The 19,566-nt window shown below is 53.0% G+C and carries 17 protein-coding genes; 13 read left to right on the top strand and 4 right to left on the bottom strand.

The annotated features are described in order from the left end of the window. Positions 1 to 19 precede the first annotated feature (19 nt). From argF to argH, 3 genes are read left to right on the top strand one after another with little or no spacing between them, the layout of a single operon-like run. A complete protein-coding gene (gene argF, locus CWE12_RS01690) occupies positions 20 to 940 on the top strand; it encodes an ornithine carbamoyltransferase (RefSeq protein WP_126787879.1) in 921 nt (306 codons plus the stop codon). After that, positions 937 to 2,157 carry an argininosuccinate synthase gene (locus CWE12_RS01695; protein WP_126787881.1) on the top strand — a complete coding sequence of 407 codons (1,221 nt, stop codon included), beginning with the start codon at positions 937 to 939 and terminating at the stop codon, positions 2,155 to 2,157. Before argF ends, CWE12_RS01695 begins: the two co-directional genes overlap by 4 nt. After that, the gene (argH, locus tag CWE12_RS01700; RefSeq protein ID WP_126787883.1) at positions 2,154 to 4,004 is read left to right on the top strand and encodes an argininosuccinate lyase; all 1,851 of its coding nucleotides are present in this window, start codon (positions 2,154 to 2,156) and stop codon (positions 4,002 to 4,004) included. The genes CWE12_RS01695 and argH overlap by 4 nt, the downstream gene beginning before the upstream one ends. 68 nt (positions 4,005 to 4,072) lie before the next feature. Here the strand turns inward: argH and asnS are convergent, their stop codons facing one another. Further along, positions 4,073 to 5,473 (bottom strand): asparagine--tRNA ligase, encoded by a 1,401-nt coding sequence (gene asnS / locus CWE12_RS01705; RefSeq protein WP_126787885.1) that lies wholly within the window; start codon positions 5,471 to 5,473, stop codon positions 4,073 to 4,075. 266 nt (positions 5,474 to 5,739) lie between these two features. Between asnS and CWE12_RS01710 the strand changes: the two genes are divergently transcribed. Next, positions 5,740 to 6,099 (top strand): hypothetical protein, encoded by a 360-nt coding sequence (locus CWE12_RS01710; protein ID WP_126787887.1) that lies wholly within the window; start codon positions 5,740 to 5,742, stop codon positions 6,097 to 6,099. 22 nt (positions 6,100 to 6,121) lie between these two features. Here the strand turns inward: CWE12_RS01710 and bioA are convergent, their stop codons facing one another. Next, positions 6,122 to 7,420 carry an adenosylmethionine--8-amino-7-oxononanoate transaminase gene (gene bioA, locus CWE12_RS01715; RefSeq protein WP_126787888.1) on the bottom strand — a complete coding sequence of 433 codons (1,299 nt, stop codon included), beginning with the start codon at positions 7,418 to 7,420 and terminating at the stop codon, positions 6,122 to 6,124. Positions 7,421 to 7,556: 136 nt separating this feature from the next. Between bioA and bioB the strand changes: the two genes are divergently transcribed. The 4 genes from bioB (at position 7,557) to bioD (ending at position 11,344) form a co-directional block, all read left to right on the top strand. Continuing rightward, positions 7,557 to 8,642 (top strand): biotin synthase BioB, encoded by a 1,086-nt coding sequence (bioB, locus tag CWE12_RS01720; protein WP_420836624.1) that lies wholly within the window; start codon positions 7,557 to 7,559, stop codon positions 8,640 to 8,642. An 8-nt stretch (positions 8,643 to 8,650) separates the two neighbouring features. Continuing rightward, entirely contained in the window at positions 8,651 to 9,805 is a 1,155-nt protein-coding gene (locus tag CWE12_RS01725) for an aminotransferase class I/II-fold pyridoxal phosphate-dependent enzyme (protein WP_126787890.1), read from the top strand. After that, positions 9,798 to 10,586, top strand: coding sequence for a methyltransferase domain-containing protein (locus CWE12_RS01730; protein WP_157981905.1), 789 nt, complete (start codon positions 9,798 to 9,800; stop codon positions 10,584 to 10,586). Before CWE12_RS01725 ends, CWE12_RS01730 begins: the two co-directional genes overlap by 8 nt. Positions 10,587 to 10,651: 65 nt before the next feature. Further along, positions 10,652 to 11,344, top strand: coding sequence for a dethiobiotin synthase (gene bioD / locus CWE12_RS01735; protein WP_126787894.1), 693 nt, complete (start codon positions 10,652 to 10,654; stop codon positions 11,342 to 11,344). Here bioD and pepE read toward each other — a convergent pair. Beyond that, the gene (pepE, locus tag CWE12_RS01740; protein ID WP_126787896.1) at positions 11,307 to 12,026 is read right to left on the bottom strand and encodes a dipeptidase PepE; all 720 of its coding nucleotides are present in this window, start codon (positions 12,024 to 12,026) and stop codon (positions 11,307 to 11,309) included. The genes bioD and pepE overlap by 38 nt on opposite strands. A gap of 162 nt (positions 12,027 to 12,188) precedes the next feature. On the opposite strand from pepE, the gene htpX reads away from it, so the two are divergent. The 4 genes from htpX to CWE12_RS01760 all read left to right on the top strand — a co-directional run bounded on the left by htpX (position 12,189) and on the right by CWE12_RS01760 (position 16,027). Further along, positions 12,189 to 13,073, top strand: a complete 885-nt coding sequence (gene htpX / locus CWE12_RS01745) for a protease HtpX (RefSeq protein ID WP_126787898.1) — start codon at positions 12,189 to 12,191, stop codon at positions 13,071 to 13,073. Then, complete coding sequence (locus tag CWE12_RS01750) at positions 13,070 to 13,708, top strand: flavin reductase family protein (protein ID WP_126787900.1); 639 nt, start codon at positions 13,070 to 13,072, stop codon at positions 13,706 to 13,708. The genes htpX and CWE12_RS01750 overlap by 4 nt, the downstream gene beginning before the upstream one ends. Positions 13,709 to 13,801: 93 nt before the next feature. Continuing rightward, positions 13,802 to 15,160 carry a class II 3-deoxy-7-phosphoheptulonate synthase gene (locus CWE12_RS01755; RefSeq protein ID WP_126787902.1) on the top strand — a complete coding sequence of 453 codons (1,359 nt, stop codon included), beginning with the start codon at positions 13,802 to 13,804 and terminating at the stop codon, positions 15,158 to 15,160. Positions 15,161 to 15,226: 66 nt separating this feature from the next. Then, complete coding sequence (locus tag CWE12_RS01760) at positions 15,227 to 16,027, top strand: DUF1338 domain-containing protein (RefSeq protein ID WP_126787903.1); 801 nt, start codon at positions 15,227 to 15,229, stop codon at positions 16,025 to 16,027. A 104-nt stretch (positions 16,028 to 16,131) separates the two neighbouring features. Here the strand turns inward: CWE12_RS01760 and ppsR are convergent, their stop codons facing one another. Continuing rightward, positions 16,132 to 16,938: a posphoenolpyruvate synthetase regulatory kinase/phosphorylase PpsR gene (gene ppsR / locus CWE12_RS01765; RefSeq protein ID WP_126787904.1), complete on the bottom strand. Its 807-nt coding sequence runs from the start codon at positions 16,936 to 16,938 to the stop codon at positions 16,132 to 16,134. A 109-nt stretch (positions 16,939 to 17,047) separates the two neighbouring features. On the opposite strand from ppsR, the gene ppsA reads away from it, so the two are divergent. After that, the gene (gene ppsA / locus CWE12_RS01770; RefSeq protein ID WP_126787906.1) at positions 17,048 to 19,420 is read left to right on the top strand and encodes a phosphoenolpyruvate synthase; all 2,373 of its coding nucleotides are present in this window, start codon (positions 17,048 to 17,050) and stop codon (positions 19,418 to 19,420) included. Positions 19,421 to 19,566 lie beyond the last annotated feature (146 nt).

Raw genomic sequence — 19,566 nt, forward strand, 5'->3', positions numbered from 1 at the left:
TTTAATTCAAGGAACTTCAATGCAGTCTAAACACTGTTTATCACTGCTTGATCTGTCGCCAGCCGATATCCGGGATGTCCTCGATTTGGCCAGACAGATGAAAGCAGAACCGGCCGCGTACGCGAATTGTCTGCGTGGTAAAAGTATCGCACTGTTGTTTGAAAAGCCGAGCCTGCGCACCCGGGTTAGCTTTGACGTGGGGATCTATCAGTTAGGCGGCCAGGCTATTTACCTCGATAGTAAGCAGGTTGGCCCTGGTTCACGCGAAACGGTTCAGGACATCGCCAATAATCTGGGTTGCTGGACCCATGCCATTGTGGCCCGGGTCTACCAGCATGCGACTCTGAAGGCCTTAAGCCAGGGGCGTATTCCCGTGGTCAACGCGTTGTGTGATCAGCATCATCCCTGTCAGACACTAGCCGACTTACTGACCTTGCAGGAACTTTATGGCGACGACCTCAGCGAGACCCGGGTTGCCTACCTGGGCGATGGCAATAACGTATGCCAGTCGCTGATGGTCGGCGCCGCGGCGATGGGCCTTTCGTTGCAGGTGGCAACGCCGCCATCGTTGCAGCCCACTAAGGAAATTCAGGCGCAATTGGATCAGTTGTATCCGGCTCACCGGGTAACAACCCACAATGCGGTCGATGCACTCCACACGGTGGATGTCCTCTACACCGATACCTGGATCTCGATGGGTGAGGAAGGCGGCGAGGTTGAGGCAAAGAAAACGGCGCTAAGCGGTTACCAGGTCAACGCCGGGCTACTTAAGCAAACTGGTGCCCGTCATGTCATGCATTGCCTGCCGGCCCACCGCGATGAAGAGATCAGCAGTGAGGTCCTGAATCAGCAGCAAGCTGTGGTCTTGCGCCAGGCAGAGAACCGCATGCACGTACAAAAAGCACTTTTAACCATTATGATGAACGAGGAATTCCAATGAGCACGTCTATTAACAAAGTTGTTTTAGCCTATTCGGGCGGTCTGGATACCTCGGCGATTGTGCCTTGGTTAAAAGAAACCTACCAATGTGAGGTCATCGCTTTCGTTGCTGACGTGGGTCAGGGCGACGCCGAATTAGAAGGCATTGAAGACAAAGCGCGTAACTCAGGTGCGTCAGCCTGTTATGTGGTCGACTTGAAAGAAAAAATGATGCAGCAGGTGGTGGTTCCGGCGATGCAGGCAGGCGCCATTTATGAAGGTGATTACCTGCTTGGTACCGCACTGGCACGGCCGGTGATTGCCCAGGCTCAGGTCGAGCTTGCGCTGGAGCTGGGAGCGGACGCGGTGTCGCATGGCTGTACCGGGAAAGGCAATGATCAGGTACGTTTTGAAGGAACCTACGCAGCATTAGCGCCGCAGCTAAGCGTGATTGCGCCATGGCGCGAATGGCCCTACAAGTCACGTGAAGATTTGCTCAATTACCTCGCTGAGCGCCAGATCCCCTGTGCCGCGAGTAAAGAAAAAATGTACAGCCGGGATGCTAACCTGTGGCATATCTCGCATGAAGGTGGGGAGCTGGAAGATCCATGGCAGTCGCCGAGCGATAAAGTCTGGACCTTAACCAACAGCCCGAAGGAGGCACCCGACGAACCTCTGGAGGTCAGCTTACGCTTTGTGCAGGGATGTCTGAATGCCGTCAACGGACGCCAGGGGACACTTAGCTCCATGCTCAGTGAACTGAACGAGCTGGCTGGCACCCACGGCGTAGGGCGGATTGATATTGTGGAGAACCGGCTGGTCGGCATGAAGTCTCGCGGTTGCTACGAAACTCCGGGTGGAACCCTCTGGTACCGCGCGTTGCAGGGGCTCGAGCAGCTCACGATGGATCGTCCCAGTGTGCAGTTGCGCAAGTACCTCGGCAATCAGTTGGCCCAGGTTCTGTACGATGGTAACTGGTTTACACCGGTTCGCCATGCACTGACTGCCGCTGCAGGCGAACTGGCAGCGGTGCTAACCGGCGACGTAGTGGTGGAGCTGTATAAAGGGCAGTGTACCGTGGTGCAGAGACGATCGCCGCAAAGCCTCTACTCAGAAGCATTTGCCACCTTTGAAGATGACGATGTCTATAATCAGAAAGACGCCGCGGGCTTTATTCGTTTGCACAGCTTACCGAGCCGGATCCGGGCGCTGCAGCAAACCAAAGGAGGTCAGCTATGAGTATGTGGGGTGGGCGCTTTGCGGCGCCTTCGGCGGAGGTTTTTACCCGTTTTAATGACTCATTACCGTTTGATTATGTGCTGGCACCGTATGAAATAATCGCCAGCAAAGCCTGGTCAAAATCGCTGCAGGGCGCTGGCATTATTAATGCCGATGAATGCCAACAGTTGCTGCAGGGGCTTGATGAACTGGCTGAGGAGCTCAAGCAAACGGCGGACTTGCCGGTACGCGACCGCGCCGAGGACATTCATAGCTGGATTGAAGCTAAGTTACAGGACAAGTTGGGCGCGGTGGGCCGTAAGCTGCATACAGGGCGAAGCCGCAACGATTTGGTGGCGACCGATCTCAGGCTGTGGCTAAAGGCTGAGTACCAGGCTTTGCAGGCCTCTCTTATCAGCTGCATTAACGCGCTTATCCAGTTTGCTAAACGCCACCAGGCGACGGTATTGCCCGGCTATACCCATTTGCAACGGGCACAGCCGGTATTGCTGGCCCACTGGGCACTGGCCTACGTCGAGATGCTGGAACGTGATCATATGCGTTTGCAGGCTGCTGTCCTGCACATGGATCAGTCACCACTTGGCTGTGGCGCACTGGCCGGGACCGGACTGGATATTGATCGCGAGGCACTGGCGCAGGAGATGGGCTTTCAGAGTGCGTGTGAGAATAGCCTCGACGCAGTCTCTGATCGCGATTTTGTAGTGGAGTGTCTTAGTGTTGCCAGCCTGTCAATGGTCCATTTGTCGCGGCTGTGTGAAGACGTGGTGTTCTATGCCTCCGGTGAAGCGGGCTTTTTCCTCCTTGGCGATGCCATAAGTAGTGGCTCGTCATTGATGCCGCAAAAGAAAAACCCGGATGTTTTTGAGCTGGTACGGGGTAAAAGTGGCCGCGTTGCGGGCCACTTGCAGGCGATGCTGATGACGCTGAAAGGCTTGCCACTGGCGTACAACAAGGACCTGCAGGAAGACAAAGAAGCCTTATTTGATGGCGTCAGTCAATGGAAAAATAGCCTCGATATCATTACCTACAGTTTGGCTCATATTGACGTCGACTCCAACGCCACCGCGGAGGCTGCCAAACGAGGCTACAGCAACGCCACCGATTTAGCCGACTATCTGGTCAGCAAAGGCATTCCGTTCCGCGATGCGCATGAGCAAAGCGGTAAGCTGGTGCTGCAGGCGATCGATAAAGGGGTGAGTCTGGAACAGCTTCCGCTCGAGCAGATGCAACAGATCAACCCGGCGATTGCAGAGGATGTCTACCCGGTACTGGAAGTGGAAGCTGGCTTGCAGGCACGTAATGCACTTGGTGGTACGTCACGGCAGCAGGTGAAACAGGCGTTAGTGCGTGCAGAGACTCAGTTAAACGCGCAAAAAGCTGAATTGAAACAAGTTCGCCAGGCCAGGTTGTCTGATGTCGATGCAATATATGAGCTGATCACCTACTGGACCGGTAAAGGCGAGCATCTGCCACGGCCAAAAGCCGATATTATGCAGGCCATTCACACCTTTGCAGTGGTTGAAGTGGAGAATAAGGTGGTTGGCTGCGCCGCGCTCTATGTCTATGGAACTGGCTTAGCGGAAATCCGTTCGCTCGGCTTAAAGCCAGGGCTGGAAGGGCGTGGATTAGGTGCTGCCATTGTTCACTTCTTGCTTGGCCAGGCCCGTGATCTGCATATCAACCGGGTTATCGTACTCACCCGGGCTGCTGAGTTTTTCCGCCGCCTTGGCTTTAAAGACGCGGATAAATCCCGTTGGCCAGAAAAAGTAATGAAGGACTGTGAGCTGTGTCCGCGTAAGCATAATTGCGATGAAAGCGGGCTGGAGTTCTACCTCTATACGGACTGATGTAAAAAAGCCCGCAACCAGTTGTTTGCGGGCTTTTATCTGTGGTGCAGTATTGCCGATTTGCTGCTTTAGAAATCAGCGCTTTTCGGCGCACGCGGGTAGGGGATAACATCGCGAATGTTGGTCATGCCGGTGACATAGGCAACTAGGCGCTCGAAACCAAGACCAAAACCAGCGTGAGGTACCGTGCCATAGCGGCGTAAATCACGGTACCAGCTGTACTCTTCAAACGGCAAATCCATCGCGGCTAAGCGGTCGTCCAGTACATCCAGTCGCTCTTCACGGGCGCTGCCGCCGATGATCTCACCAATACCCGGCGCGAGTACGTCCATCGCGGCCACTGTTTTGCCGTCGTCGTTCTGACGCATATAGAAGGCTTTAATGTCACGTGGGTAGTTTTTCAGGATAATTGGTGCGCCAACGTGTTCTTCGGCAAGATACCGTTCGTGCTCGGATTGCAGATCGACACCCCACTCGACAGGGTAGTTGAAGGTTTTGCCACAGTTTTTCAGGATCTCAATGGCATCGGTGTAATCCATATGGACAAACTCATTGTCGACCACATGCTGCAGGCGTGTAATGGCTTCCTTGTCGATACGCTGGGCAAAAAACGCCATATCGTCTGCACGCTCTTCAAGCACCGCTTTGAACACGTACTTGAGCATGTCTTCAGCTAGTCGGGCGATATCATTTAAATCGGCAAAGGCCACTTCCGGCTCGATCATCCAGAATTCAGCCAGGTGACGGCTGGTGTTAGAGTTCTCAGCGCGGAAGGTTGGACCGAAGGTGTATACCTTGGACAGTGCCGAGGCAAAGGCTTCGACATTGAGCTGACCTGATACGGTAAGAAAGGCTTCTTTACCGAAGAAATCTTCGCTGTAGTCAATCTCGCCTTTGTCAGTGCGTGGCAGGTTCATCATATCCAGCGTTGAAACGCGGAATAACTCACCGGCACCTTCAGCGTCACTGGTGGTTATAATCGGAGTGCTTATCCAGTAATAGCCCTGTTCATGAAAGAAGCGGTGAACCGCCTGCGCCAGGCAATGACGAACCCGGGTGACCGCGCCAGCGACATTGGTGCGAGGGCGCAGGTGAGCGTATTCACGCAGGTATTCCATGCTATGGCGCTTGGGTGCCATCGGGTAGGTGTCGGGGTCTTCAACCCAGCCGTACACATGCACGTTAGTAGCTTGCAGTTCAAAGTCCTGGCCCTGGCCTGCCGACTCTGCAATAGTGCCTTCAACAGCCACCGAACAGCCCGTGGTCAGTTTGAGCACATCGCTGCTGTAATTGTCGAGTTCGCTTGGGACGACCGCCTGAACGGCATCAAAGCACGAACCATCATGCAGATTAACAAAAGAAATGCCGGCCTTTGAGTCCCGTCGGGTGCGGACCCAGCCGCGCACGGTTACTGTGTCGCCGATGGCAAACTTGCCAGCGAGAACGTCCTTAACAGCAGCATATTGCATGAATGATTCACTCCGGTTTATACATTCTGGATACGTTTAATTGGGCTGCTATGTTACCGCGCTTTGCGCTAGACTCAAGTAGGCAAGGGCCTAAAAGCATGGAAATTTAACAAAAAAGCGTCTCTTACTTCAGTTTACTGCTCAAAGCGCCGATAACCAGGCAAAGGTAAAGCATTGGAACCGGTTTTGGATGACACGGATTGCACGGCATGAATTGAAAAAATAACCAACGCGACATTAAATGGAATAGGTGGGATGGAACACTCATGATGAAGCAACAATCACCTGCAAGGTTACGCAAGCTTAATAAAGTGCTTGGCACACTCAGCCTGGTCGGCTGGTCCTTCTTTATCGTTGCGCTTTATATGTACCATTACGCAGCGCCAAACCCGGACAATTTTTACGACCAAATCCTCGATAGTTCAGTTAAGACCACCTGGAACGCCACTTATGCCGATATGTTTATGTTTTTTATGAGCGTCGGTGTGTTAGTCACCTTAGTGGCACTGACGCTCAATGTGTATCTTTACCGTATGCACCGTACCCATATCTGGATAAACCTTATCCTCCTGTTATTGGCTGGTTGCGGTATCCTGCTTTACTTTGTGCGTGCCATCTCCAGTTAACAGAATCAGCTAACACAGACCGTTACCTGCTGAGTCGCTGGCACAGTGCAAGCATGGCGTCGGTTAACCGGCGCAGCTGATCCCGCTCAATAATGTAGGGAGGCATGATATACAGCAAGCGCCCGAAAGGCCGGATCCAGACCCCTTGCTCGACCAGCCACGCCTGGGTGGAGGCCATCTCTAAAGGTTCCGCCAGTTCTATTACACCAATTGCTCCGAACACCCGAACCTCGTTTACCGCGGTTAACCCCTTACAGCGCGCCAGTTCATGCTCCAGTTGCTGCGAAATGGCGGCGACCTGGTGCTGCCAGTGGCCCTCTGCAATAATATCAAGGCTGGCACAGGCAACTGCACAGGCTAATGGATTGCCCATGAAGGTAGGGCCATGCATTAATGATCCGCCGCCAGGTCCCTGACCAATTTGCTCAGCCACATGCCGCTGGGCAACGGTCGCCGCCAGGGTCATATAACCGCCAGTAAGGGCTTTACCCACACACATAATGTCAGGCACTACATCGGCATGCTCACAGGCAAACAATTTGCCGGTGCGACCAAAACCGGTGGCGATCTCGTCGCATATTAATAACACATCGTACTGGTCACATAGCTCGCGCACCCGTTTGAGATAAGTAGGGTGATAGAAACGCATACCGCCTGCGCCTTGCACCACCGGCTCGAGGATAATTGCAGCCAGACTGTTGTGATTGTTCTCCAGCAAGGTTCGTAAACTGTCAATATCGCTTTCGTCCCACACATCCTGCGGGCTCAGTGTCGGTGCATCGGCGAACAGGTGTTTCGCTAACACCCCCTGAAACAGGCCATGCATTCCATTCACCGGATCGCACACTGACATCGCCGCGAACGTATCGCCGTGATAGCCACCACGAACCGTCAGTAACATGTTTTTGTCACTGCGCTGGCGGCTGACCTGATACTGCAATGCCATCTTAATCGCTACTTCCACACTGACCGAGCCGGAGTCGGCCAGAAACACCGCATCCAGCGGGGTAGGGGTCATTGCAACCAGTCGGCGCGCCAGTTCAACCGCCGGTTTGTGGGTAATACCGCCGAACATGACATGACTTAACTGAGTAGCCTGCTGTTGCAAAGCCTGATTGAGTTGCGGGTGGTTGTACCCATGAATAGCGGCCCACCAGGAGGACATGCCGTCGACCAGCTGACGGCCATCATCGAGGATCAGGGTTGCGCCACTGGCGCTGTTAACGGGGTAACAGGGTAGCGGGTTGGTCAGTGATGTGTAGGGATGCCATAGATGAGTCTGGTCAAACTGCAGATCATCATTTGTACAAATATCCACCATAAGTAAACCTGGCTAACTTCATTTGGTTGACAGTGTAAAGCGGATGCCTAAGCTAGTCGAGTATTGCGTCGTGCAAAGGTGACTTAAACACCGGGCACGCCAACCAGTCAATCAACCCAACGATTAGAGTATTGCCGTGACTATACAAACTTTATCCGCCAGTGATTCATCAGCCAATCCACCGACTCGCCGCCGCTGGACGCGTGCTGACATCGATGCGCTATTCGCCAAGCCGTTTATGGACCTCGTGTTTGAAGCACAGCAGGTGCACCGTCAGCATTTCCGCGCCAACGAAGTACAGGTCAGCACCTTGCTGTCGATTAAAACCGGCGCCTGTCCGGAGGATTGCAAATACTGCCCGCAAAGCGCGCGCTATGATACCGGGCTGGAAAAAGAACGCCTGATGGAAGTTGAAAAGGTACTCGAAGCCGCCGAACGCGCTAAATCGATTGGCTCGACCCGATTCTGCATGGGCGCTGCATGGCGTAACCCGAAAGATCGCGACATGCCCTATATCATTAAAATGATCGAAGGCGTGCGCGATTTGGGTCTGGAAACCTGCATGACTCTGGGCATGCTGTCACCGCCGCAGGCGATGGCGCTGAAAGAAGCAGGACTGGATTACTACAACCACAATCTGGATACCTCTGCGGAATACTACGATCAGATTATTACCACCCGAACTTTTGCGGACCGGCTGAATACCCTCGACAACGTGCGTCAGGCGGGGATGAAAGTCTGTTCCGGCGGCATTGTTGGGATGGGCGAAGAGGCGGCTGACCGCACTGGCCTGTTAATGGAGCTGGCGAACCTTGAGCAACCGCCGGAAAGCGTACCGATTAACATGCTGGTCAAAGTCGCAGGCACGCCAATGTCTAATGTGGAAGACCTCGACCCGTTTGAATTTATCCGCTGCATAGCGGTGGCGCGTATTCTCATGCCGCAATCTCATGTTCGTCTGTCGGCGGGCCGCGAGGAAATGAACGAACAAATGCAGGCGTTGTGCTTTATGGCCGGAGCGAACTCGATTTTCTACGGGGAAAAGCTACTGACCACGTCGAATCCAGACGCAGAACGCGATCAGAAATTGTTCGAACGCCTTGGGATCACACCTGAAGCTCGTCAGGACTATTCCGATGAAGTTCATACCGCGGTGGCTGAAGAAGCGATTCAGGCAAGTCGGCAACCGGCGAGTAAGCCACTGTTTTATGATGCATCCTGAGCGCCAGCATGGACAGGTTTCGAACTAAGCTGCAAAGCAACAAACAACAGCGGCTGGCGGCTGGCCTTTGGCGCCAGCCGAATGTTGCCGACCCTGATCTGCTCAATTTTTGCAGCAATGACTATCTTTCACTGCGCTCACACCCGGCGGTGATTGAAGCCTATCAGCAAGGCCTTGCCCGGTATGGCACCGGATCCGGGGGCAGCCCGTTAGTCAGCGGCTATCAGCAACCGCATTATGCGCTGGAACAGCGTCTGGCAGAATGGCTGGGGCGCGACGCTGTGGTATTACTGGGCAGCGGCTATGCAGCCAACCATGCAGTGGTATCGGTGCTGGCCGAGCACGATGTGAGCTTTCTATTTGATAAACGCAATCACGCTTCCATGTATGACGCCTGTACGGCGAGTCAGGCTGTGATGCAACGCTTCAACCACAACGATATGGATAGCCTGTGTAAGCGGGCGTCACGCCAGTCCGGGGGGACCTGCGCGATTGCCAGTGAAGGCATCTTCAGTATGGATGGCGACGCAGTCCCATTAGCGAAATGTGTGCAGACCAAAGCCAGCCTGAGTAGTCAGCATCGCGAAGTACTGCTGTGGCTTGACGATGCCCATGGGCTTGGCGTAACAGGGCCGGGTGGGCGAGGTGTTGGTGGCATGACCACCGCCGATGAGGTGGAGATTATCAGTGCGACCTTCGGTAAAGCCTTTGCCATGAGCGGCGCCTTTGTCGCTGGTGATAAGGACTTTATCGAGGCTATCTGGCAGAGCGCACGGCATTATATCTATAGCACCGCATTCAGTGCGGCGCAGGCGATGGCCATCAGCAAAGTGCTCGATATTCTGCAGTCAGAGCCCGAGCACCTACAGCGTTTGCAGGCTAATATTGAGCACTTCAAACAGGGCCTGTTGCAGCGCGGCTGGCGCACGCCACAGAACAACCTCCTGCTCAACCATGCGATTCAGCCGGTGCTTTGTTACAGCAATCAACGCGCACTGGCGCTGAGCGAGGCGTTGCGCCAGCAAAACATTCTTTGCTCAGCTATTCGCCCGCCTACAGTTCCGCCAGGCCGGGCCTGTCTTCGTTTCACTCTGAATTCGGGTCATACCCGCGAACAGCTTGATCATGTTTTAGATGCGCTCGGAGAATCTCCCCATGCTTAGTCAGGTAGCCATCGATAAGCAGCATATTCAACACAGCTTCGACCGCGCCAGCACAAGCTATCAGCGGTATAACCAACTGCAACAGCAGGTGGCCAGCTCCATGCTAACCATGCTGGGTGCAACGAATTACCCCAGTCTGCTTGACGCGGGCTGTGGGCCGGGGATTAATTACCCGGCCCTGGCAGGCCATTGTGGTGACTACATTGGCCTCGACCTGAGCCGAGCCATGGTTAACAAAGCGGTCGCCGTATTGAGTGCTGCGGAAGCTAAGACTAACAGTACGCTCATTCAGGGTGATCTGGAAGCTATCGGATTAGCCACCAACAGCGTCGATGCGGTGTTTTCGAGTCTCGCCATTCAATGGGCGCACCAGCCTGCTGAGGCATTGGCTGAACTGGTTCGGGTCAGCAAACCGGGCAGTCCGATTCTGATAAGCACCGTGCTGGCAGACAGTTTACAGCCACTTAGCCAGTTACGGACGGCAATTGACGGTCAGCCCGGTGCTAACCCGCAATTGAGCCTGAGTGACTGGCGTTATTTGCTGACACAACAGCAGGGCCTGGCACGCTGGCGCTGTGTTGAAGAACAACTGACGGTATACAGTCCGGATCTGAAAACCCTGCTACTGGGCATTAAGGGCGTGGGGGCAACCGCACGCAACGGAGGGACTTTAAGCCCCGGTACCTGGCGACAATTAGCCGCCGATTACGAAGCGTATCGCAGCGTGGCAGGGTTGCCGCTGACCTATCAGATTGGCTTTATTGAGGCATATAAAGAGTAAACAGAGTCGCTAAACGCGTTGCTAAACTGGCTTTTTGTTGTCTATTTTGGTGAGAAAAACTCATAATGAAGAAACTTTTTATCACAGGCACCGATACGGATTCGGGTAAGACGCTCATTTCATCCCTTATTTTAAAGGATCTGAAGAAGGAGCGCTTACTAACTATAGGCTTCAAGCCTATTGGTAGTGGCGGTCAACCCAACCCGGACGCAGAGCAGTTACGCCAACTCAGTACTATCGCGGTGCCCGCGCAGGCGGCAAACCCGTTTTGCTTCACACCGGCAATCGCCCCCCATATTGCAGCAGCCCAGGCAGGGGTGCAAATTGAACCGGCTGCACTCACGAGCCATTTGCACCAGCTTAGCCAGCATAACCCCGATCTGGTACTCACCGAAGGCGCGGGCGGCTGGCTGTTACCGATCAATGACGATGACTATTTGAGTGATTGGGTAGTTAGCGAAACCATGGATGTCATCCTGGTAGTGGGGATGAAACTAGGCTGCCTTAACCACGCCTTGCTGACCGCTAAAGCCATTGCCGCAGACGGTGGACGTTTAATAGGCTGGGTCGCGAATCAATGTACTCAGCAGCCGATGGATTATTTGCACGACAACCTGAGCTACCTGAAAGCACATATGCCAGCCCCTTGTCTGGCGTATGTGCCGTACCATAGCGATACTCAGCAGGCTGAATTTACTGAGGATGAACGCCGGGCAGTGCTTACAGCCATTGACTGCAATCCTGCTGTGGCTGAATAGGGCGTTTAACGCCTGCATGAAAGGAGTAGCCGGGTTTACTGCCAAGTAAACGCATGCGGCCATTGCTAACGTCCAGGGCCGTGCCTTCCTGAATGGCCAGCACCGGGGTATGACCGTCTAGCGCCATGAATTCAGCAAGTCGTTGATCGCGGGTTTCGCCGTGGAAGCCAACAGGCGTGAAATCGGAATAGTGCGGGTTAATCTGCACTGGCAGCAACGCAAGGGCCTTGAACGACGGCGGTTGAACGATCGGCATGTCATTGGTCGTACGGATACTAAGGCCCGCCAGGTTCGACCCTGCACTCCAGCCAGCGTATGGCACGCCCTGATTAACCCGGCGTCGTATCACATCGAGCAGACCGTAGCGGTACAGAGTATCGAGGAGTACGAAGGTGTTGCCGCCACCGATTGCAATCGCATCCGCCTGCTCAAGAGCGGCTTTAGGGTCGCTGTAACTTTCGATACCACGCAGATTGATCCCTGCCGGGCGCAAGGCTGTGGCGACTTTACTGGTGTAGGCCTGATGAGACATGCCCACGCCGGCATAGGGAATAAAAAGCACTTCACGGTCCGCGAAGTGGTCTGCAAGCCAGCTGCGGGCGTGTTCAAGGTAGGGCGTGTTATCGGCTTTGGATGCGCTGATCAGTAACAGTCTGGCCAGTGGGGAGACAAATTTAGACATGGAAATACCTCGTTGATGATGAGCTACTAGCTTAACGTCCCCAATTAAGCATGGCAAAGACTTGATTTAGCAGACTTAAGCCGCATATTAACGGAAGTATATAGAGCCTGTTCGCCACTCTTTGCAGCAAAGAGGGCAACCTGACTAAGAGGAACATCGAGCATGAAACGTATCGCGTTGTTTTTAGCCACTAACCTGGCTGTTATCCTGGTGCTTAGTGTCGTACTAAACATCCTGATGACGGTATTCGGCGTGGAGTTTGGCAGTTATCAGGGGCTGCTTGTATTTGCAGCGGTATTTGGCTTCGGCGGTGCGTTCATCTCACTGTGGATGTCCAAATGGATGGCGAAGCGTTCAACCGGTGCTCAGGTTATTGAACGACCCCGTAATGAAACCGAGCGCTGGCTGGTTGAGACGGTCGCCGCACAGGCTCGCAAAGCCGGTATTAAAATGCCCGAAGTTGCGGTGTATCAGTCGCCTGAGCCGAATGCTTTCGCCACCGGCGCGAGTAAAAACAATTCATTGGTGGCGGTGTCCAGTGGCCTGCTGCAAAGCATGAACAAAGACGAAGTTGAAGCGGTGCTGGCGCATGAAGTCAGTCACGTTGCCAATGGTGACATGGTCACTCTGACCCTGATCCAGGGGGTGGTAAATACCTTTGTTATTTTCCTTGCCCGGGTCGTGGCCGGTTTTATCAACAATGCGTTGCGCGGTAATCAACAGGGTGGTCAGCAGACCATAGGTGGTGGTTTTGCCTATTACGGTATTGTGATTGTACTGGAAATTCTGTTTGGTATTTTAGCCAGCATCATTGTGATGTACTTTTCCCGTCAGCGTGAATACCGTGCCGACGCAGGCGCCGCAAACTTAGTCGGTGCGCATAAGATGATCAGCGCGCTGCAGCGCTTAGCTGGCGGCCGCGACTCACAGCTGAACAGCAGTATGGCGGCGTTCGGCATTAAGGGGAAACGCGCGAAGAGCGAGTTATTTCTGAGTCACCCACCGATTGAAAAGCGCATTGCCGCGTTACGGGGAGGAGGCCAATGATTTTATCGACGGATTCGATGAGCCCGGAGCAGATCTACCATACGACGGTACAAACTCTACTACCAAGGCCGATTGCCTGGGTCTTAACCGAGCATGAAAGCGGCCACTATAACCTGGCGCCGTTCTCCTATTTTACCGCGATATCCAGCGACCCGGCGTTACTGATGTTCTCGGTCGGTGACAAAGCACCGGGCGAAGGGAAAGATACCAAGGTCAATATTGCCCGACTCCCGTACTTCACTGTGCACATTCCATCGTTTCGACACGCCGAAGCGGTGACAGAAACCTCGCGGACATTGCCAGCTGAGCAGTCAGAATTGCAGCGGATAGGGTTACAACTAACTGACTTTGAAGGTTTTTCGATGCCACGCCTGGCCGACTGCAGTGTCGCGTTTGGCTGCAGCCTGCATGACATACAACCGGTTAAAGGGGCTCCTCAGAGCATGGTGTTTGGTCGTGTTGAGCATATCTACATTGCGGACCAGTGTGCCCGCAATGAAGTAGTTACCAAAGCAGACGGCAGCAGTAGCCAGCGGTTGACTGTCGATGCCACGGCGATTGATCCCTTAGCGCGTTTAGGTGGTAATCAATATGGACGTCTCGGGGAAACCCTGAGCGTGCCACGCCCCAGATAATACAAGCGGTTGCCTTGCTTTTGGCAAGGCTTCTTTATACATTGGAAAACCATATAAAAGCACTCGTGCATGAACAACAGGTGGTAATGCAGTATGACCTCATGGAAAGCTAACAGCTGGCGCTCGAAATCTATTCAGCAGCAACCCAATTATAAGGATAGCGAGCAGGTAAATTGGGTAGAAGGCCAGCTCCGCAGCTTTCCTCCACTGGTTTTTGCCGAAGAAGCACGCCGTTTACAGCAGCATTTAGCAGATGTGTGTCAGGGGCAGGGCTTTTTGCTGCAAGGCGGAGATTGTGCGGAGTCGTTTACCGACTTCAATGCGCCGAAAATTCGTGACACCTTTAAAGTCATGCTGCAGATGGCTGTGGTACTGACTTTTGCCGGGTCATGCCCGGTGACCAAAGTGGCGCGAATGGCAGGGCAGTATGCCAAGCCTCGTTCCAGTGATATGGAAACCATTGACGGCGTGACACTTCCAAGCTATCGCGGCGACATTATCAATGGCATTGACTTTACCCCGGAGGCCCGCGAGCCGCAGCCGGAGCGTATGCTAACGGCCTACAACCAAAGTGCGGCAACACTCAACTTACTGCGTGCGTTTGCCCAGGGCGGGCTGGCCGACCTGCACAAGGTTCATAAATGGAATATGAGTTTTGTTGCGGCGAACCCGTTAAAAGACAAGTATCGTCAGGTCGCTGAGCAGATTTCTGAAACCTTACATTTTATGGAAGTGCTGGGTATCAATGCGCAGAGCCATCCGACCATTCATGAGACCGAGTTATTTACCTCGCATGAAGCCTTATTGTTGCCCTATGAAGAAGCATTGACCCGCATTGACACGCTGACCGGGTTACCCTACGACTGTTCCGCGCATATGCTGTGGATCGGCGAGCGGACACGACAGCTTGATCATGCGCACATTGAGTTCTTTCGTGGCATTCACAACCCGGTTGGGGTTAAGATCGGGCCAACCATGGAGCCTGACGAGCTGATGAAGCTGTTGGATGTACTCAATCCAGGCAACGTCCCCGGACGGATCACACTGATTACCCGGATGGGTGCTGATGCACTGGGTGAGCGACTACCGGCCCTAATCCGTCGCGTCCAGCGCGAAGGCAGACAGGTGGTGTGGTCGAGTGATCCTATGCATGGCAACACTGTGAAGGCTGAGAACGGCCTTAAAACGCGCAATTTTGACGCAATCATTCGTGAGTTAAAGCAGTTCTTTGCGGTGCATCAAGCCGAAAACAGCTATGCTGGTGGTATACATTTAGAAATGACCGGGCAGGATGTGACTGAATGCACCGGTGGTGCGTATCAAATCAGTGAATCTGACCTGGCTAAGCGCTATAAAACCCAGTGTGATCCCCGTCTCAACGGCGACCAGGTACTGGAACTGGCGTTTCTTATTGCGGACACCCTGCGTGATGCACGCAATGGCCGCGTTTAATTTGCAGTGAAAGCAGGTGCGGCGCTAACGCCCACCGCTTCCCATACAGAACAAGGAATTATTAACATGTCGCAAGACGCTGAGCAGTTTTTCGCTAACTTATGGCAAGACTATATTGGCAAAACACCGAGTGCCGAAAAGGTCCATCAGGTGTTAGGCGGCGGTGCTGAGATCATCAACGATCACGTGGCTTTCAGAACCTTTAACATAGCCCCGGTGCGTTTGGAGAAACTGGCTGAACTGTTTGAAAACATGGGCTACTTCGCAAATGGCGATTACCATTTCGAAGCCAAAAAGCTGCGTGCGAAGCACTATGAGCATGCCAACAAAGACTTACCCAAGATTTTCATCAGTGAGTTGCTGGTAGAAGAATTTTCCGAGGACACGCAACAGGTGATCGCCGATATGGTGGCGTCTATTGACCCCTCAGTGGTTGAACAGCCGGAGTTCCTGTATTCCGGAACGCATTGGCAGGTGACTCACGCCCAGTATGAAAAATTACTGGAAGAGAGTGAGTACGCCGCGTGGATGAGCGCGTTCGGTTTTTGTGCCAACCACTTTACCGTTAGCATTAATCGTTTACCTGGTTATACCGATATTGAGGCGGTGAATGCAAAGCTGAAAGAGGAAGGCTTTACCCTTAATAGTGCAGGCGGTGAGATCAAAGGAAATCCTGAGGTCTATCTTGAGCAGTCATCGACCATGGCTGACCGTATTCCGGTGTCCTTTGCGGATAAAGTTGCTGAGATCCCAAGCTGTTTCTATGAGTTTGCTAAACGTTACGAAATGGCGGACGGTGAACTCTATACTGGCTTTGTCGCGGCCTCGGCCGATAAGATCTTTGAAAGCACTAACGCCAAAGGCTAGGCCAAAGGCGCTGAGAGGCAAGCACTGCAATAGTCGCTTACAACAAAAAAACGCTGGCATTTTGCCAGCGTTTTTTTATGGAGCTACCCATGGGGTGGGAAAGCCTAGTATCTGTGGCGCTCCAGTTTCGCTTCATCCATAATTTTGGCCGCAAGCTCTTCAACTGACGCATGGGTTGAATTAAGAAATGGAATCGCTTCCTGACGGAATAAATGTTCAATTTGATTAATTTCTAACTGACACTGTTCAAGCGAGGCATACCGGCTATTGGCGCGGCGTTCCTGGCGGATTGACTGCAAACGCTCGACGTCGATGGTAAGGCCGAATAGCTTGTGGCGATGCATTTTCAGATCATAACTGAGCTGCAGGTTATCCAGGTCGTCCTCAGTAATAGGATAGTTCGCCGCTTTGATCCCGTATTGCAACGCCAGATACAGGCAGGTTGGGGTTTTACCGGTGCGGGAGGCGCCAATCAGAATAATATCGGCCTGACCATATTCTTTGGTGCTGACCCCATCGTCATTGTCCAGGGTGTAATTTACCGCGTCGATACGAAAGTTATAGTCCTGATGAATACCATGAGTGCGGTTGGTTTTCGGCTGTGCTTTGATACCCAGCTCAGCTTCCATCGGCTCCACGTAATGATCAAGAAAGTCATAGCTTATGCCCTGACTCTGATTGATGATGTGTTTGATTTCAGTATTGACGAAGGTGTGGAAAATTAACGGTTTTTCGCCATCTTCACTGGCGGCGGCGTTGATTTGCTGGCAGCAACGGGTGGCTTTTTCTGCGCTATCGATAAACGGCAAAGTTCGGTGTTTAAATTTCATCGGAAAGAGCGACAGCATGGCGTGGCCAAAGGCTTCAGAGGTGAGTGCAGTGCCATCAGAAATGTAAAACGCAGTACGCATGGGTATAAATCCTTAGTCAATGTGACACAGATATTAACTTGTTGGTGAACACCGTGTAAAATAGCCGCCACTCACCACGCATACATTAAATCTCAATAAGGACTGTATTGTGCAAGATTACGTGCTTTGGTACCAGCAGCTGGGTATGAACGATGTCGGCCGCGTAGGGGGCAAAAATGCCTCTCTCGGGGAAATGATCAGCAACCTGGCAGGTGCTGGCGTAACGGTTCCCGGGGGCTTTGCTACCACTGCCGACGCGTTTAACGAGTTTTTAGAACAAAGCGGGATCAACGAAAAAATTCACCAACTCCTCGACACCCTTGACGTCAATGACGTAAAAAAACTCGCAGAAGTTGGCAAACAAATCCGTCAGTGGATTATTGATACCCCCTTCCAAGCCAATTTAGACCAAGCCATCCGCACCGCCTACAACGAACTCACCACCGACAATGCAGACGCCAGTTTCGCCGTGCGCAGCTCAGCTACCGCTGAAGACATGCCGGATGCCTCGTTTGCGGGTCAGCAGGAAACCTTCCTTAACGTGAAGGGCATCGATGCGGTGATGGAAGCTATTAAGCACGTATTTGCCTCATTGTTTAATGACCGCGCCATTTCGTACCGTGTTCATCAGGGTTACGACCACCGTGGTGTTGCACTGTCGGCGGGTATCCAGCGCATGGTACGCAGTGACTTAGCAGCCTCTGGCGTGATGTTCTCAATCGACACTGAGTCAGGTTTTGACCAGGTGGTCTTCGTGACCTCGTCGTACGGCCTTGGCGAGATGGTGGTGCAGGGCGCGGTAAACCCGGACGAATTCTTTGTTCATAAGCCGACATTAGCGGCCGGACGGCCAGCGGTTATTCGTCGTACCTTAGGTAGTAAGCAGATTGAAATGGTTTACTCCGATGACAGCAGTCACGGTAAGCAAGTCAAAACTCAGGACATCGATGCCGAACGCAGTGGTCGTTTCTCATTAAACGACGATGAAATCGCAGAGTTAGCTAAACAAGCGGTTATCATTGAAAACCATTATGGCCGCCCGATGGACATCGAGTGGGCCAAAGATGGTCACGATGGCAAGCTGTACATTGTTCAGGCGCGCCCTGAAACGGTGCGGTCCAACGAGTCATCACAGTCGATTGAACGTTTTACCTTGCAGGGTAAATCAGAGGTAGTCGCTAGTGGCCGCGCGATCGGGCAGAAAATTGGCCGGGGTAAAGCGCGCTTATTGAGTTCAATTGACGAGATGGATCAGGTGCAGCCGGGTGACGTTCTGGTAACGGATATGACCGACCCGGACTGGGAACCGATCATGAAGCGGGCGAGTGCAATCGTGACCAATCGTGGCGGACGTACCTGCCATGCGGCGATTATTGCCCGTGAGCTTGGCATTCCGGCGGTTGTTGGGTGTGGCGATGCGACTGACTTAGTTAAAGACGGTCAGATGGTGACGGTTTCCTGTGCTGAAGGTGACACCGGTCTGATTTATGACGGCGAGCTTGAGTTTGATGTGACTCAGTCAGAAGTTGGTGCGATGCCTGCGCTGCCACTGAAGATCATGATGAACGTGGGTAACCCTGACCGCGCTTTTGAGTTTGCCCGTTTGCCGCACGCCGGGGTTGGTCTGGCGCGTCTTGAGTTTATTATCAACCGAATGATTGGGGTTCACCCTAAAGCCTTGCTCAACTTCGATCAGCAAAGCAGCGAACTGCAGGCTGAGATCACAAAGATGATGGCGGGCTACAGTGATCCGGTTGAATTCTATATTCAGCGTCTGGTTGAAGGTATTTCTACCATTGGTGCATCCTTCGCGCCGGAGCGGGTCATTGTGCGCATGTCTGACTTTAAGTCAAACGAGTATGCGAACCTGGTTGGCGGCCGTCAGTATGAGCCTGAGGAAGAGAACCCGATGCTCGGCTTCCGTGGCGCATCACGTTACATTTCTAAAGACTTCCGCGATTGCTTCGCGCTTGAATGTGAAGCAATTAAGCGTGTGCGTAATAGCATGGGTCTGACTAACGTCGAGATTATGATCCCGTTCGTTCGTACCGTGGATGAAGGGCGGCAGGTTATTGAGATCCTGGCTGAGCACGGCCTGGTTCAGGGCGAAAATGGTCTGCGTGTGATTATGATGTGTGAATTGCCATCGAATGCGTTGCTGGCCGATGAGTTCCTCGATATCTTTGATGGTTTTTCGATTGGTTCAAACGACCTTACTCAGCTAACCTTAGGGCTGGATCGTGACTCAGGCTTAATCGCGCATCTGTTCGAAGAACGTGACCCGGCGGTCAAAGCGCTGTTATCGATGGCCATACAGACCGCGAAAAAACGTGGTAAGTATGTCGGCATTTGCGGCCAGGGCCCATCTGATCACCCCGACTTTGCCAAGTGGCTGGTCGAGCAGGGCATCGATTCGGTATCACTGAACCCGGACACCGTGCTGGATACCTGGCTTTACCTGGGTAAAGAGCTGGGTAAATAGCTCGGCAAAGAGCAGGCTTAAGCGCTGGTTTACCAGCAGTAAGCCAAGCACAAATCAGGCGGATTTTGATAACCATTATCGAAATTAAGCTTACTTAGTAAACAGCCTGGTCTTTGCCAGGCTGTTTTGTTTTACGCTTAGAGACA

Origin of the sequence: Aliidiomarina sedimenti, assembly GCF_003986955.1 — a bacterium.
Classification (GTDB): Bacteria; Pseudomonadota; Gammaproteobacteria; order Enterobacterales; family Alteromonadaceae; genus Aliidiomarina; species Aliidiomarina sedimenti.